Origin of the sequence: Microcoleus sp. LEGE 07076, assembly GCF_015207455.1 — a bacterium.
GTDB lineage: Bacteria > Cyanobacteriota > Cyanobacteriia > Cyanobacteriales > Microcoleaceae > Microcoleus.
On record NZ_JADEWV010000001.1, the window covers coordinates 1 to 17,338 of the forward strand.

Annotated in this window: 8 protein-coding genes; 6 read left to right on the top strand and 2 right to left on the bottom strand. The window is 45.6% G+C overall.

All coding sequences use genetic code 11. The features are described from left to right. From IQ270_RS00005 to IQ270_RS00020, 4 genes are all read left to right on the top strand, one after another. The coding region (locus tag IQ270_RS00005; RefSeq protein ID WP_193970725.1) for a S8 family serine peptidase at window positions 1-5,543 on the top strand (5,543 nt) is incomplete at its 5' end. A gap of 184 nt (window positions 5,544-5,727) precedes the next feature. Next, the gene (locus IQ270_RS00010; RefSeq protein WP_193970727.1) at window positions 5,728-6,384 is read left to right on the top strand and encodes a hypothetical protein; all 657 of its coding nucleotides are present in this window, start codon (window positions 5,728-5,730) and stop codon (window positions 6,382-6,384) included. A gap of 294 nt (window positions 6,385-6,678) precedes the next feature. Then, complete coding sequence (locus IQ270_RS00015) at window positions 6,679-9,510, top strand: S-layer family protein (protein WP_193970729.1); 2,832 nt, start codon at window positions 6,679-6,681, stop codon at window positions 9,508-9,510. Window positions 9,511-9,665: 155 nt separating this feature from the next. Beyond that, complete coding sequence (locus IQ270_RS00020; protein WP_193970731.1) at window positions 9,666-12,029, top strand: CHAT domain-containing protein; 2,364 nt, start codon at window positions 9,666-9,668, stop codon at window positions 12,027-12,029. A gap of 317 nt (window positions 12,030-12,346) precedes the next feature. Here the strand turns inward: IQ270_RS00020 and IQ270_RS00025 are convergent, their stop codons facing one another. Continuing rightward, window positions 12,347-14,131 carry a metallophosphoesterase gene (locus IQ270_RS00025; RefSeq protein WP_193970733.1) on the bottom strand — a complete coding sequence of 595 codons (1,785 nt, stop codon included), beginning with the start codon at window positions 14,129-14,131 and terminating at the stop codon, window positions 12,347-12,349. Between the two features lie 309 nt (window positions 14,132-14,440). On the opposite strand from IQ270_RS00025, the gene IQ270_RS00030 reads away from it, so the two are divergent. Both IQ270_RS00030 and IQ270_RS00035 read left to right on the top strand, forming a co-directional pair. Beyond that, window positions 14,441-15,418, top strand: coding sequence for an acetamidase/formamidase family protein (locus IQ270_RS00030; RefSeq protein ID WP_193970735.1), 978 nt, complete (start codon window positions 14,441-14,443; stop codon window positions 15,416-15,418). Window positions 15,419-15,576: 158 nt separating this feature from the next. Beyond that, complete coding sequence (locus IQ270_RS00035; RefSeq protein ID WP_193970737.1) at window positions 15,577-15,861, top strand: hypothetical protein; 285 nt, start codon at window positions 15,577-15,579, stop codon at window positions 15,859-15,861. 153 nt (window positions 15,862-16,014) lie between these two features. On the opposite strand, the gene galT is transcribed toward IQ270_RS00035, so the two are convergent. Further along, window positions 16,015-17,070, bottom strand: coding sequence for a galactose-1-phosphate uridylyltransferase (gene galT / locus IQ270_RS00040; RefSeq protein WP_193970739.1), 1,056 nt, complete (start codon window positions 17,068-17,070; stop codon window positions 16,015-16,017). Window positions 17,071-17,338 lie beyond the last annotated feature (268 nt).

A 17,338-nucleotide genomic window follows, 5' to 3' on the forward strand; every position in this document is an offset into this window, starting at 1 on the left:
AGTCGATCGTACCTGAAATTCCATCTGCAACGACTGAGAATTTAGAGGAAAAGTCGATCGTACCTGAAATTCCATCTGCAACGACTGAGAATTTAGAGGAAAAGTCGATCGTACCGGAAATTCCATCTGCAACGACTGAGAATTTAGAGGAAAAGTCGATCGTACCTGAAACAAAGCCGGAAGCTAATGTTGTTGAAAAGGAAGTTTTAGAGAAAACAACCGCAGAGAGCGCAGAGAGCGCAGAGGGAGGAGAAAGAGAGAAAATAATTAATCAAGAAGTTGTTGGTGTTGCGGGCGATGGGGAGACGGAAAAAGGTGTTGAATTAGATGTTATGCCTGTCGAAACTCCGACACCTGAACTGTGGGATCTTACTTTTAATACGGGTGTTTTTGAGGTCACAAGCTTTGATGGTTCAGTCAAATTTGACTATTTATTTGATGGCGGCGACTATCAAGGAGAATTGGCGATTTTTAATATTAAAGGCATGGATGTTTTCGACAGTCAAGAGAGTTTCATTAAAGAAGCAGCACGCCGCGCTGCCAGCAATTCTGCCGAAGGTTATGTCGTCATTAATGACTTAAATGAAGGTGCAAGATTTAGCGGAAAAGTTAGCTACGAGGACAATTACAACCAGGGAAATTATCAAGGAATTAAAACCTTTGCGATGCAAAAAGGGGACGAATTTGCTGTGATGTTAGTTCCCAACGGAACTGTGCAGCAGGTATGGCAAAATCCCAGTATTGGCGGTAACTTGCGGCCTTTATTTTCCTTGGGGACGGCGAATCCCAACGATGAATTTTCGCTGAGGCAAATTGCCGATGTTACGGGTGATGGCAACACCTTTGCGATGGAAGATTTGCGGGCGGATTTTGGGACGGACAGGGATTATAATGATATTGCGTTTAAAGTCAGCGGTGCTATTGGAAAAGCTCCCTCGCTTGCAGGGGCGATCGACCCCAGTCGCGATTGGACTAAAACTACTTTTGGTGAAGACTTAATTAAGTACGCTAAATCGGAAGTTGATTTCAAAGGAACTAACGATACTATTGCGAAAAGTTTGTCCGATCGCGTAAATTACAGCGTGCAAAGAGCCGAAATTCTCGACAACTACCAACCCGAAGCCTTGGCGGAAACAAAACAGTGGGTTGTTGGCGTTACTCCGGGCAAATCTGCGACAGATTTTGCCAACTTATTTGAAGCGAAAAACCTCGGTGCGACGGGACATATCCCTAACACTTATATTTGGGAATTGCCTGCCGATGTCACGCCAGCACAAGTACAAACTCGATTGGACAATCTCAACGGTGTTGAGTTTGCTTATCCGCTAGTTGCGATCGAACTCAAGCCGCAATCGATACCCAACGATACTCTATTCAAGCAGCAGTGGAACTTGCAAAATACCGGACAAACCGGCGGCACTCCCGGCGCGGATGCTAATGTTACTAAAGCTTGGGATACTACCAAAGGGAAAGGAGTTGTAATTGGCATTGTCGATGACGGTTTGCAACACACTCACCCGGATTTGCAAGACAGGTATCGGGCTGATTTGAGCCGCGATTTTAATGAGATCAGTAACGGCGTTTATGACAGCGATCCGATGCCAAATGCCAACAATCCGCACGGGACTGCGATGGCAGGAATTGCGGCAGCTACGGGCAACAATAACCTGGGAATTAGCGGCGTTGCACCGGAAGCATCGCTAGCGGGTTTGCGATTGATTGCGGAAAAAGTGAATGACACAGTTATTGCCGATGCTTTGTCTTATCTCAACAATGACATCGACATTTACAACAACAGTTGGAAAGCAAACCAACCATTTTTGGCGTTACCGATGGCAGAATATGAATTAGAAATGGGGGCTACCAAAGGTCGAGATGGATTTGGCAGCAACTTTGTATTTGGGGCGGGGAACGACAAGCAAGTTGGCAGCAATGTTAACTATAACAGTTTTGCCAATTCCCGTCACGCGATCGCCGTTGCTGCGATCGACCACAACGCCAAGTCAACTACTTACAGCGAACCGGGCGCTTCCGTGTTAGTATCAGCTTATTCTAAGGGCGATCGAGAGTATCCATTCCAAAAAACTGCAAATCTAACTATTCCCGACAATCAGACAGTTACATCTAACCTCACAGTTAGCGATTTAACAGGAGTTTTAACTGATTTAGCCGTCAATTTCGATATCAATCACCTTCGCAACAGCGATTTAGATATGTTTCTCATCAGTCCATCCGGTAAAAGAGTAGAACTCTTAACCGATGTTGGCGGGAACGGTCGCAACTTCACAAAGACTTGGCTATCTGACGATGGAGAAAAATCGATTACTGAGGGAGTTGCACCATTTTCACAAACTGTTTTCCGCCCAGAAGGACGGCTATCGGATTTTGTCGGTGAAGACCCCAACGGCATTTGGAAATTAGAAATTACTGATGACGAAGTAGGACAAACTGGCACACTTAATTATTGGAGATTAAATATCGGTACAAACGGCGTTGTTACCACTGATTTAATCGGTGCAGACGGCAAAAGTCCGGGGAATTACACTTACAATGCTGGTGGCACTTCCTCCGCAGCACCGTTAGTTTCCGGGGAGATTGCGTTGATGTTAGAAGCAAATCCGACGCTGACAAGACGTGATATTCAGCACATTTTAGTCGATACTGCAACTCACAATGACCCAAATAATACTGATATCTGGGGAACTGCAACTTGGATGCAAAATGGGGCGGGAAAATGGGTGAACCATCAATACGGATTTGGGGCAATTGAGGTAGCAGCCGCCGTTGAAAAAGCTAAAACATGGACACCAGTTGGTACTGAAATAGCCCTTCGTTCTCCAGAGATATCTGTGAATGCAGCGATTCCTGACGCTACCGAGACGGGACTGGAAATGACCGCTACAGTCGAGGAAAATATCACTGTAGAATGGGCCGAAGTAATGTTTGATGCGACTCATTCGCGGCGGGGAGATTTGAATGTAACGCTGATTTCTCCTGACGGTACAGAATCGAATTTAGCTCAACAGCATGACGAACCGGGGAATAATTACAGCAAATGGGTGTTTACTTCTGCCCGCAATTGGGGAGAGTCTTCGGTAGGAGATTGGAAGCTGAGAGTTTCGGATGAGGTGACACAAGAAACAGGTACTTGGAATTCTTGGCAATTGAATCTTTTCGGAACTAAACCGACGGTTTCACTGGTTGCGACTGACCCCGATGCTACGGAAGGGGAAGATCCGGGGGAGTTTACTGTTACTCGCACTGGGAATACAAAATTGCCCCTGACGGTGAATTACGTCATGCAAGCAGCTAATAATTGGTCGTCCCCAGAAGCAATTAATGGCACTGATTACAACTCTTTAAGTGGCATTGTTACTATTCCAGCGGGTCAATCTTCTGTCAAAATCCCAATCGAAACTATTGAAGACACGATTGCTGAATGGCCGGAACAAGTCGGAATGCACTTAAAGACAGATAATTCTTACCAAATTGGAGTGGCTAATAGTGATACGGTGAAACTTTGGGACAATGAAACACCTGAAGTTCAAGTTTTTGCAGAATGGTATTCTGGGAAAATTGGCAATTACCAACGGGAAAATTACGTTTCTGAATCGGGGAATCTTGGTTTTGTCACATTCCGGCGCATCGGTAGTTTAGCCCAAGATTTAACGGTAAATTACTCGCTGACAGGAACTGCTATTGAGGGTACAGATTACACTTACGATCCTCAGTCTGGCAGCAATATCATTGTCCAAAATAAGTATGGAAGCACAGTCATTCGTGCTGGTCAGCATGACGCTTCTTTGACATTGAAAGCGATCGACGATACGTTAGTGGAAGAGCAAGAAACAGCTATACTGACACTAACTCCCGATGCTAATTACAAAGTGTGGAATAGTGGAGTATTAAATACCGTAATTTCGGATAACGATGATCAACCAACTGTTTCGATCGTAGCTACAGATAACACAGCTTCTGAATACGGCGATCCGGGTCGATTTACCATTACTCGCACGGGCAGTACAGCTAACCCTCTAACAGTAGATTACTGGGTAGAGCCTGTGTGGGAACCGCGCGCTAAAAATGGTATAGATTACAATTTTTTAGATGATAAAATCGTGATTCCTGCTGGTGCTTCGTCAGTCACAATTGACGTATTTCCTATTGATGACAGCGAATCGGAATCAAAAGAGTTGGTGCGTTTATTGATTAAAGAGAGTTCTCAATATTCGATATCCAAGGATGAAGGTGCTGAGGTGACGATTATTGACAACGACAATCCTACAGTTGAGTGGAAGCGACAATCTGGGATATCAACCGCAAGTTACGATTCGTCGAATGGTATCGCAGTCGATCGCACTAACAACATTTACACCGTCGGCCGCACTTCTGGCAACTTAGAGGGCACCAATCAGGGACTGTATGATGCGTGGGTATCCAAGTATGACAGCGCGGGACAGCAAATTTGGAAGCGACAAATCGGAACTACTGCTTATGATGCTGCTAGCGGTGTTGCTGTGGATAATAATAGCAATGTATATGCGATCGGCTCCACTGACGGCGGTTTGGGAAATACGAGCGATCGCACTTCCTGGATGACAAAGTACGGTACTGACGGCAATCTACTTTGGAAGCGCGATTTACTAACACCAGATTATTACGTTGCCCAGGGTGGAATTTCTATTAGCAATGGCAGCATACATATCGTCGGCCGCACGATAGGCAATGCACCGGGAAGCGGTGAAATTACTACCGATGCTTTTGTGGCAAAATACGACAGCAACGGCAACCAAATTTGGGTGAAACAACTTGGAACTGCTGCTTGGGATGAAGCTAAAAGCGTCGCTTCTGACAGTGCGGGCAATATCTACATTGCTGGCTCGACTAAGGGCAATTTGCAAGGAACCAATGCTGGTGATGCTGATGCTTGGTTGGCAAAATATGACAGCACAGGCAATGAAATGTGGAGGAAACAAATAGGGACGACTGCGGAAGATCAAGCTTTTGGAGTTGCAGTTAGTAACAACGGTCATGTATACCTGTCGGGACACACCCAGAATAAATTGGGAGAGAGCTTTGTCGGGAATGTCAATGAATGGATTGGCGATTTCGAGGCTATGCGGAATGCCTTTTATCAAAATGATAACTCTCAATTAGGTGGCATTTATTACGGAGGTACAGATGCTTGGGTTGCCCAATTTAAGGCAGCAGATGGTGCATTGAATTGGAAGCGGCAGTTAGGAACTTCCGCCTACGATTCTTCCACTGGAGTTGCCACCGATATTTACGGTAACGCCTACATTACCGGGCGCACCCGCGGCAAATTGGGGGAAAACTACAGCGGTGGCGATGATGCTTGGGTTGCCAAGTACAACGTCAACGGTGCATTGCAGTGGAAACAGCAGTTAGGAACAGTTGGTGACGATGTTTCTAACGGTATTGCTGTTAGCAGTGCCGGGGTTTATATCGGCGGCGTTACCTCCGGGAATGTCGAGGGAAATAATTTGGGAGGTGATGATGCTTGGATAGCTAAATTATCTTAGTTTGATTCGATCCCCCCTAGCCCCCCTTAAGAAAGGGGGGGACTGGAGTATTCAGAGTCTGTCGGAAAAAAAAGGGCGATCGGACTCTTCAAAGTCCCCCTTCTTAAGGGGAATGCGAGGGGGATCGAAACTGGATTGTATTTGCAGAGAACTTTCACTCATTAATTACAGGGAGATAACAACAATGGCTGATGAACAAACAAACTTAGATTGGCAAATTCAGCGGACTACCTATCTAGGTTTGTACGGTCAAGAAATTCAGACAGTTCGAGGCGGTGCTATTTCCATAACCTCGAACAGCCTGCAAGAGATATCTCTGGATTTCTTGTGGGGAAGGAGAAGCAGGTTCAGTTCGGGAATGAAACCGATCGACCCTCCAGATATTGACATTCCTGCTGGATTGTTTCAGCAACCTCCCAGTCAGTTAAATTGGTGGCAAGTTCGCTCTCAATCGGGTCCGGGAAGTCCGCCATCCGATGGAGGAATTGGCTTGATACCTACTGATGGAAATACTGTTTCTAGTAGCGATGTTTTCTATCTAGCTTTGGGGGGAAATGTCGAGCCGAATGTTGTGTTTCTAGATAGGATAACTAGAAGGTTCACTAGCAGCAATCCGAGTCTCGATGATGCTGTATTTGATGTGATAGTCAAACAACCTTATACGGTTTCTCAGGTGAAGACAGTACCGGGGATAGGCGTTCCTCCGGGGGACGGGCCGGGGTTTCCTAATCCACCTGAACCTGTGCCGGAACCGAGTTTGGTTTTCAGCAGTTTGGCTTTTGGTGCTGTCAGTATTTGGATGCGGAAACAGCGGGGTAAATTGAAAGCTGGGCGCAAATAAATTGCCGCAAATTTCACATACCTGTAGGGGCGGGTTCACCAACAATATTTGATACCCACCAACAATATTGATAAACCCGCCCCCACCACACCAATAACCTACATGAACCTTAAATTATGACCCATAGGAAAAATGTGCTTGGTGATTTTTCATTGGGTGGGGGCGGGTTTTTGGAGATTGTTGGTTATTGTCAGGGATGGTTGGTGAAAGAGCCCCTACAGATATTTGGGTAATTGATGTTGCGATCGATCGCAGTATGATAAAATATTTTGGTCTTCCATGCATTAACCCGCGATGCACAAATCGCCCTTCCTCTTCCAACTTGTCACCGCCCTCGCTTGCTCCTACCTAACCGCTCCCCCAACATTAGCTCAAATCGTCCCCGATACAACTCTCCCAAATAATTCTACAGTTACAATCGACGGCAATACCGATATTATCAACGGCGGTACTAACGCTGGCAATAACTTATTTCACAGTTTTAGAGAATTCTCTGTCCCCACCGGCGGTACAGCTTTTTTTAACAACTCTCTAGATGTTCAAAATATTATTACTCGCGTCACTGGCAGCTCAATTTCTAACATTGACGGCATTCTCAAAGCTAACGGCGCTAATTTATTCCTGCTAAATCCTAACGGGATTATTTTTGGTGAAAACGCTCGACTTATGCTCGGCGGTTCCTTTCTGGCAAGCACTGCTGACAGTTTGATATTTGCTGACGGCACGCAATTTAGTGCCAAAAATCCCCAAACAACTCCTCTATTAACCATCAGCGTGCCAATCGGTTTGCAATTGGGAACAGCGAACCCAATTGTCGTTCAGGGGCCAGGTCAAGATTTAGTACCAGATGAAGAAACAGGCGCAATTGTCCGGGGCGATGAGACTGTAGGACTTGCTGTAGAAACTGGCAGAAGTTTGGTATTAGTCGGCGGCGATATCCAGCTTCAAGGTGGCAATTTGACAGCACCGGCGGGACGCATTTCGCTGTTAGCGGTGCGAAACTCAGAAGTGAGAGTTCCTAACAGTGAATCTCTTTTCACTTCTGACATTGTGCCTCTGGCTGCTTCCTCCTTTGGCAATATCGAAATGTCCCAAAAAGCAACGGTTGACGCTAGTGGGACGCGGGGGGGAGACATTCAGCTTGCGGGCGGCAACATCAGACTGACGGAAGGTTCGGCAGTTTTGAGCTTGACGAGAGAAGCGGAAGCGGGAGGAAATCTGACTGTTACGGCCTCCGAAGCTGTGGAAGCCATAGGCAGTCCAGAGGGGCAGCCCAGCGGTTTTTTGCTGGAAACTATCGGTGAAGGTGGCGGCGGGAATGTGCAGGTTGCGGCGCGCAGCTTGCTGCTGCGGGATGGCGGACAGGCAACTACTTCTACATTCGGTAACGGTAGAGGAGGTAATGTGAGAGTAGATGTATCTGAATTGATAGCAGCCATTGGTGCAACCCCCACTGGGGAACCTAGTGGCTTATTTGCTCAAACGGAAAGTGCTGGTGCAGCAGGAAATTTGACAATAAATACAGGCAGTTTGCTTGTCTCTGAGGGGGCAGAGGTATCAACAACTGCCTTCGACAGCGGCAATGGCGGGAATCTTACCGTCAATGCTTCTGAATCGATTGAAGTCATCGGAATTGACATTCCCGGTAATCCGCTGCGTTCGGGTTTGTCTTCTGCGACTGAAGGGGAGGGTGCAGGAGGTGACTTGAGAATTGATACCAAAAGATTGATTGTTCGAGATGGCGCACAGGTGTTTACTTCTACATCTGGCGCTGGGAAAGCTGGAGATTTGCAGGCGAATGCTTCCGAGTCAATCGTAATTAGTGGTGGCAACGAACGACGAAGTGGCATATTTACACAAGTAGAGTCTATAGCCACGGGAGACGGTGGCAATTTAACTGTTGCAACCCGACAATTAATAGTTCGAGATGGCGCACAAATAATAGCGGGTACATTCAGTTCAGGTCAAGGCGGGAATGTTATTGTAACTGCCAGGAATTCTATTGAGCTAAGAGGAAGTTCATCTAATGGTTTTTCTAGCAGCATATTAACTCAAGTTGATGAGGAAACTGCAACAGGAAACGGTGGCAATGTGACTGTGGCAACTAGACAGTTACGAGTGCTAGACGGCGCGCAAATCTCGGCAGGAACTCGTGGTATTGGCAGCGGCGGCAATGTTACTATCAATGCTAGAGAAAGTGTGGAATTAAGCGGCGTTTCCGATACGATCGACCCTGAGACCGATCGCCCTTTTACCAGCGGCTTGTTTGCCCGCACTCGCGGTTCGGGAAATGCCGGGGGCGTCAACATTTTTACCGATCGCCTGACGGTTCGCAACGGCGCAGAAGCAGCGGTTGACGCGCGTCTGGGGGGCGGTGACGCGGGAAATTTGGAAATTCGATCGCGCGAAATTCGATTGCTCGACAGGGGCGTTCTGACGGCGGAAACTAATGTGGGCGAAGGCGGCAACATCCGCATCAATGCGAGCAATATCCAGATGCGAGGAAACAGTCGCATTTCCACAAGCGCAGGCACTGCTAAGGAACCGGGAAATGGCGGTAATATTAACATCAACACGGATACACTTGCCGGGGTGAGAAATAGCGACATTTCTGCTAACGCTTTTGAGGGCGCGGGTGGTAGAATCCAGATAAACGCCCAAGCTGTTTTAGGATTTCAAACACCAACCAGGCAAGATTTGGCAACTCAATTAGGCACGGACAATTTAACAGAATTTGACTCGCAAAATTTGTCCAGCAGCGACATTACCGCGATTTCTCTCACCAACCCCAATCTCAGCGGTACAGTCGAAATCACAACGCCCGATATTGACCCGAGTTCCGGCTTAATTGCCGTCCCGCAGCCGGGAGTTACCGCGATTATTCAAAGCCCTTGCAGTCGGGGAAACCGCAGCAGTTTTGTGAATGTCGGCCGCGGCGGGGTGCCGCCAAATCCGAGAGAAATTGTCAGTAATTCGGGAGCCAATTCGGGGGATAATTTAGAAACGGAATTAGTGGAGGCTCAAGGATGGGAACGAGATGCTGACGGTACAATTAGATTGGTGGCTCGATCGCGCACTGTTACACCTTACAGCAACGGGCAAACTCCGGCGAAGTGCGATCGGTAAATTTGGAAGTTTTAACTACTGGGCTCAACGGGCTCTCCGGCCCGTTCCACCATCACTCAATTTTCTTGTGGGTTCAACGGGCTCTCCGGCCCGTTCCACCATCACTCAATTTTCTTGTGGGGTGGGCTTCTAGCCCGCCCAAAAAGCAGATGAATATGAAAAAGTGGAAAATCTGGTTAATAGCAGTAACAACAGCATTTTTATGCTGCTTGCAAATACCTATTTCAGCTCGAATAGCACGGTCGATCGCCCCTCAAACCAACACCCAACTAATCGCCGCCCAAAATCAGCAATCGGCGGGACAATACCGCCAAGCTTGCGAGAGTTTGCTTTCTGTTTTAGGATTTACCAACTTCAACTGCCAAACCTTAATCGACAATCAATTATCCCCAGCCGAAAAAGCAACTATTGAAAAATTACCGCACACCGAAATAGCAGCATCGGGATTGAGAACTTTAGGCGATGTGCTGCGTTTGACAGGTGCTTTGAAAAATTCGGAAATCATGTTAAACCGCAGTTTGATAATAGCACAAAATTTGCGGAACGATCGCACTCTCAGCGCAGTTTATCTCAGTTTAGGAAATACCCAGCGGGCAAGGGGTAAGCGGCAAGAAGATATTAGGAAAAATGGTGAGAATAATTATCTCAAAGCTTTGAATTTTTACGAAAGGGCGATCGCCCTATCTGCCCCAACCGAACAGTTACAAGCTAAATTAAATAAACTCAGCCTGCTTGTCGAAACTCAACCCGACTCAGATATCGGCAATTTGTGGCCAGAAATCAAGTCAAAAGTTGACAATTTGCCCGTCACTACTGAATCTATTTACGCCCGCATCGACTTTGCTGAAAGTCTGACTTGTTTGAAAGTGCAAACAATGGGGCGATCGCACATCGAGAAAATCTTACTACCTTTGCCGCCCGCAGTCCAACACTGTGCTGTCGCAGCCAAGACTCAAACCGCAGCAAACCCAGAATTAATTTATGTTGCAAAACTGTTGGCATCCGCAGCAAAAGATGCTAGACAATTAGGCAATTTGCGAGCAGAATCCTATGCCAAAGGCAGTCTCGGCGAATTGTACGAAATCACCGGACAATTATCCGATGCCAAACAATTAACCGGTGAAGCTTTAGGCATTGCACAGTCAATCCAGGCGGCGGATATTGCCTATCGGTGGCAGTGGCAATTAGGAAGATTGACGGTGAAAAGTAAGGGAGAGAAAACAAGGGCGATCGCAGCTTATCAAGCATCAGTTCAAACCCTCCAATCTCTGCGAAAAGATTTAATTGCCGTCAATCCAGACGTGCAGTTTTCCTTCCGAGACAACGCCGAACCAGTTTACCGCGAATTCGTAGATTTATTGCTAACAACAGATGGCAAATCTCAGCCAAATCAAAATAATCTCCAACAAGCAATTCAAGAAATAGATGCCCTGCAACTAGCAGAAATAGAAAACTTTTTGCGGTGCAGTTTGTCGGCTACCGTAGCAATCGATCGCATAGCAGACAATCGAGCCGCGCTGATTTATCCAATTATCTTAGAAGATAGAATAGCAGTTATTTTGCAAGTTTACGGACAGCCGCTGACATATTACGAAACTTCTGTACCGCGCCAAACAGTAGAAACTACTCTGCAAAAACTGCGATCGAACTTGGCTGAACCAGGGAAAAATCCTCAAGCCATAGCTGAATCGGAGAAGGTTTACAAATGGTTGATTGAGCCTTTAGAAGCGGAACTAGCACAAAACACTCAAATTGAAACATTAGTATTTGTGTTAGATGGAAGCTTGCGAAACATTCCAATGGCAGTGCTTCACGATCGGAAAACACAGAAGTATTTAGTACAAAATAAATATGCGATCGCCATTTCCCCGCGACTCACACTTTTTGCACCTCAACCGTTACAAAAAAGATTAAAAGTCTTTACAGGCGGGATAGGTGAAGCGCAAAATATTGACGGTAAAAACTTTCAAATCATTCAGAAGTTAAAAGAAGAATTAGAAGGAATAGCCACAAAAGTTCCCGCCAGTAAACCCCTGCTAGAAACAAACTTTACGAAAGCCAACATTCAAAATCAACTCCAAATAGGCAGCTTTTCCGCAGTACACCTAAAGACTCACGGCGAATTTAGTTCCGATCCCGACGAAACATATATTGTCGCTTACAAACAGTTGCTAAAAGGTGAAGATATCGCCAACTTAATTGAAGTAGAAACTCCGCAGCAGTCAATCAATATTGAACTGCTAGTTTTGAGTGCTTGTCAGACAGCATCAGGAGACAACCGAGCAGTTTTAGGACTTGCGGGAATTGCCGTGCGTGCGGGAGCCCGCAGCACTTTATCAACTTTGTGGGAAGCCGAAGATACACCCAATACCGAACTGATGTTAAAGTTTTACGAAGAACTTGCAAAACCCGGAACAACTAGGGCAAAAGCGCTGCATCTTGCACAGCAATCGCTGTTTGAAAGATATCAGGCGGTTAAGACTTGGGGGACATATATTCTAGTCGGCAATTGGCTGTAGATAATGATTTACAGCATTTCTCAGAAAGATGAGGTACGCTCAAATAGCGGTAATAGGTAATATCAATTTCCGTTGCACTCCCATTTGTGACAAGTTAAGAAAAACTGAAGGGTTGACTGTTAACTGTTGACTCGATTTTATTATTCCGATGCAACCGGAAACGATGTAATGGTTAATTGCAGGATTGGGAATACAAAATCCGGGTTTTGGATACCCTTTATAAACCAGCGATAAAAAAGATAACAAACCCAGATTTGGTATAATTTGAGATCGGGTTAACTACCAGCTATGATTTATGACGCATTACCGATTACAGATTAGGGAATTTGCAACTTAAACTCATCAAACTTCACCACTTTCGACTTTGGTTTCCGCGTATCAAAATAATAGCTGCTAACCGTACCGTTCTCCGTCTCAAAAATACTAAAAGCCGTAATATCGTTGCTTTCAATATACGGCAGCGGCAGCCCATCTTTTCCCAGCAGTGGCGCCACAGTCGGCACCACAGGTTCCAATCCGTTGGGATCTCCAGTAGCGCTGTAATCTTCCCGATATCCTGGCGGCACAAACCGGCGTTTTTCCCCCGTGAAAGCCCCGTAACTGTTGCCCACATTAGAAGTTTCCAAAAAGTGCATTCCGCTGGAACTGACAAACCGATTCCACAAATGGGAATGTCCGTAAAAAACTAACTGCACCCCGGCTGTTTCTAGCAGCGGCACTACATCCCGAATCAGATAATCTTGTTGTTTGGGATACTCGTAACGCACCATTTTTATCTCGCCATCGGAAGTGCGATCGACTATTTGGACGGGGTCAGTATAAGCAGGTACAATATTGTCGCCCAGAGAATGAGGGGGGTGGTGAAACATCACAACTTTATATTTTGCCTGCTGGAATTCCGCACTTTTTAACTCTTGTTCCAGCCAATTATATTGAGCGCTACCCTTAAAAATTGGCTCGAAAATATGCTGTCCGTATCCCCATTTTTCAGGGCGATCCAAGTCTTCGTCCCGTTCCCGATACCTGCCTCTGGCATCCGGATCTAAATTCGGAGTCCGCCAGATATTGGTAACATACAAAGTCACTAACCGCACGTCTCCAAAAGTCAAAGCATAATAATTTTTGTCAGCGGGAAAGCTAAAAATTTCGTTGTATGTATCGCTGTTAAAAGTATTGTTTTTTAACAAAATATCTCGCTCTTTGACTGCATATGTTTGAGTGAGGTATGGATATATTTTCTCTGCAGCAGCGCGGGGGAAAGAATCGTTAAACTGGTCGTTGAGGGTACTGGTAGTTGAAAACCTCCCCATAATTTCATGGTTCCCAATCGCCGGAAATAAAGGCGCGTGTTGGATCAGTTCGCCGCCGCTGTACAATGTTTTGATGCCGTTTTTGTCGAGTTCCGAGAAGGCGCGGCCTTGCAAAGCGGGGAAAAAGGCGCGGCCTCGGTAATCGTCGAACCATTCGGAAGCGCGATCGGCTATATTAATTAAATCCCCAGCCATGAAAACCGCATCAATTTTGTCAATTGTTTCTGCAACTTTCTGGAGATTTGCCGCTGTCATCGGCATCAATTGATGGTCAGAAGTGAGGAGAATTTTCAGCCCAATTCCTGCTGCTGGTATCGGAGAAAGTGTAAAAACTTTGCTACTAACAGATGTGCCGTCTTTTCTTTGGCTAGTGACTGAATAAGGAATCCGAACACCGGGCCTTAAATTGGGGACTTCTGCTTCGTGCCGCCAGATGTCGCGGAGCAGGGGATTGGTGCGAGTAATGCGCTGTTTGATGCTATCGGATATCTGCGAGTCTTTGTCTTCGCGAGTGCGGCTTAACTTGGTAGTATTTGCAGCGGCTATTTGATTTAATTTTTCGCCATAAGCCACAGTATTGCAAGTACCGGGAAACTCGGTAAACCAGACAACTCGCACAGAGTTTGCTGTTGGGAGTTGTAGAAACGGATCGGTTAAAAGTTGAGGTTTGTTGAGGTAAAATTGCATAATCAAACCGAGTAATAGGAGAATCAGAAAGAGTACGGCAAAAAACCAAGGATTGCGGTACTCACTTTTGGGAATTTCTACTTTGTCGGGCAATGGTGTTAACATAGGTTATTAGTTATTAGTTTGTAGGGGAGAGTTTCACCAGCCAAACAGAAATCCCAATCCAAATACAGATAAACCCGCCCCGCCTTTGAAAAAATCAACTGCCAACGTTATCAAAAAGTTAAGAAATCAGTAAAATATCTCACAATTAACAAACTTAAACCATTTTTTTTACCTCTTGTGATCTCTGCATTCTCTTTCTCTGCGCCCTCTGCGTTCTCTGCGGTTCATAAAAAAATCTTTTGCAAAAATGATTTAGACTTGCTACATACAAATGTTACCACCATCTGACACCTAAAATCTCAAATAGATATGACCCGCCACCTTCTCAAAGCTAACTGCAAAACCGTACACCTAGGCGGTTTCTCTCCCAACCTCGAACCTGCTTTAACTGTGGATTCGGGCGATCGCATCGACATCGAAACCTATTCAGGATATTATGTTGCTGACAAGGCCCCGCCGGAATTTCTTACCCCCGAATTTTTAGATATTTGTCAGAATTTGCCTACCAACCGCAAAATCGGCCCTGGCCCGCACTTGCTAACAGGCCCGATTTATGTTAACAATGCCGAACCGGGAAACGTTTTAGAAATACAGATAGAGGAGGTTTACCCCAGTTTATCAGTAGGATTCAATGCAATTCGCGCCGGATGGGGAGTTTTACCTGAGTATTTTCCCGAATCTAAGTTGCGGTTTATTTCCCTAGATTTAGAGCAAAGAACTGCGGAATTTCCCGTAGGTAGCGGCGCGAAGATTCCCCTGCATCCATTCTTCGGAATTATCGGGGTTGCCAATCCAGAAATTAACCGTTCTTCTATTCCTCCAGAACGCTATGGTGGCAATATGGACAATCAGGAACTGCAACCGGGAACGCGGTTATTTTTACCTGTTTCTGTGCGCGGCGGTTTACTGTCCGTAGGCGACGGACATTCGGCACAAGGAGATGGGGAAGTTAACGGTACTGCGATTGAGACTTCGATGAAGGGGACTGTGAAAATCATTTTGCGTCAGGATTTATTTCTGATATTTCCGTTTGCTGAAACGCCTACTCATGTTGTGATTATGGGATTCGGTAGAACATTAGATGATGCCTTAGAAATGGCGGTAAAACAGACGGTTTATTGGTTGCAAACTTTTGCAGGTTTGAAAGAGGAAGATGCTTATGTTTTGTGTTCTATCGCGGTAAATTTTCGGATGACGCAGGCTGTCAACAATCCCCAAAAAGGAGTTCACGGAATGGTGCCGAAGTCTATTTTGCCGGAGGTGAAAATTCTTGATCGCCTAATGTGAGGTAGTATGATAGCACGCGACGGACAAAACAACCTCGATCGCGATCGCACAAATTACACAAATTTGTCACTGCGGTGCACCGATCGCGATCGCACAATAATTCAAAATTCAGCTTAGAATGCGAGTAATTTGCAAATTATATCTCAATAGACCTCAGCATGAAAAACCATACTGACGATTTTGCCAAAGAGGATTTAGTGGATGAGGCTTTTGGGAACCCAGCAATTCCCGATCCGACGGCGTGGGTAGACGAACATTATTTTCTAGCTAATTTCGCCAATACAGTAGCCAACCTCCAAGAACATTTATCTGATCAGAGTTGGGAAATTGGCGAGAGTGGCGAGTCGGGCGAGGCGAAATTGTCGATCGACAGTAAAATTAGAGATATTTTGAAAGCTACTTTTAGCGATGACGGCTGGCAGTATGTCGAAGCTTTATTGTGAGTTTAATAAAATTTATCAATATTTGTAGGTTGATAAATTTTGAGCGTCAATTAAGCTGTTGCAGATTTAAATTGTCTATTTCAACCGATGATTGAAAATCATTAAATTGTCTTCCGTCCTCGTCTGGGACATTGTTTGATAAGTTGTAACTTTTTATACTTTAGGTTTGCCGAAATTGCGATCGCCAGGAATTGCGGTCGATCGCAAAAACTGGGCACTTTCCTCTGGCAAAGCTGTATTGATAAACATCCCGCTACCCAGTTCAAACCCAGCCTGCTTCGACACTCTGGGAATAATTGCGATATACCAGTGAAAGTATTTTGTTGCCCGTTCGGCTGTTGGAACCGAGCGAATATTATAGTTGTAATCAGGATCGTTCAATCCGTAATAAAGCTTAGCAAGTACCGTTTTTAAAGTATCAGCAAGATCCGTAATTTCCGCATCGTTGATGTCATCAAAGGAAGACGAATGTCGGCGCGGAAAAATCCAAATATGAAACGGCGAAAGTGCAGCAAAAGGGATAAAAGCAACAAAATGTTCGCTTTCAAAAATCACTCTTTCACCCGCCGCTAACTCATCTTCCAAAGTCCGGCAAAACATACATTCTCCAGTGTCATCAAAATATCTAATAGCTTCGTCGATGCGAGTGCGAAATTGGTTGGGAACAACAGGCGTAGCTGCTATCTGCGAGTGAGGGTGTTCGAGAGAAGTTCCGGCACTTTCCCCGTGATTTTTGAAGATTACAATTGTTTCAACGTAGGGATATTTTCTGATTTCTAAATAGCGGTGACGGTATACAAAAAGTATATCAGTTACTTCTTCAACGGTCAACAAAGCGGTCGTCAAATCGTGTCGCGGGTGTTCGACAATTACTTCGTGAAAGCCGATTCCCGACATGATGCGGTGAATTCCCGATGATATCCTCATTGGTTCTGCTGTCGGTGAGAGGGCGGGATATTTGTTGCCAATTGCGCGGACTTTCCATGCGGTGCGTAAAGCGAAACTATCCTGTAGGAAATCGTCTGCCAAACGGCAAGTTTCTAAGGTTCCGTCTTCCTCATTTCCCACGCAAAACGGGCAATCGGCACGGTGCGGCGGCACTGCTGCGAGCGACTTTTTCTTATTAGCAAATTCGTCTGGTCTTTTCGCCCGTTCGGTCGCGATGATTACCCAATCTCTGGTAATTATATTTTGTCTAATTTCAGACATTTTCTTACCTTTTGTTTCAGATTTGAGCCGTTTCTTATGGTAAGATAATAGTTTGCCTGATGTCACGGCCAATTGTAGTTTTTTAACAAATCTTGACTTGAATGTGTGTGAAAATCTGCGTGGGTGCGATCGCTTTATCCGATCGTAGGTTGGGTTTAGCAAACGCGAAACCCAACTCTATGGGGTTCATTTCGTTGGGTTTCGCGTAGGGTTCGTTCCTCAACAAAATCATTTGTATAACTTATTGTAGGGTTCTTCCCCCCCCTGA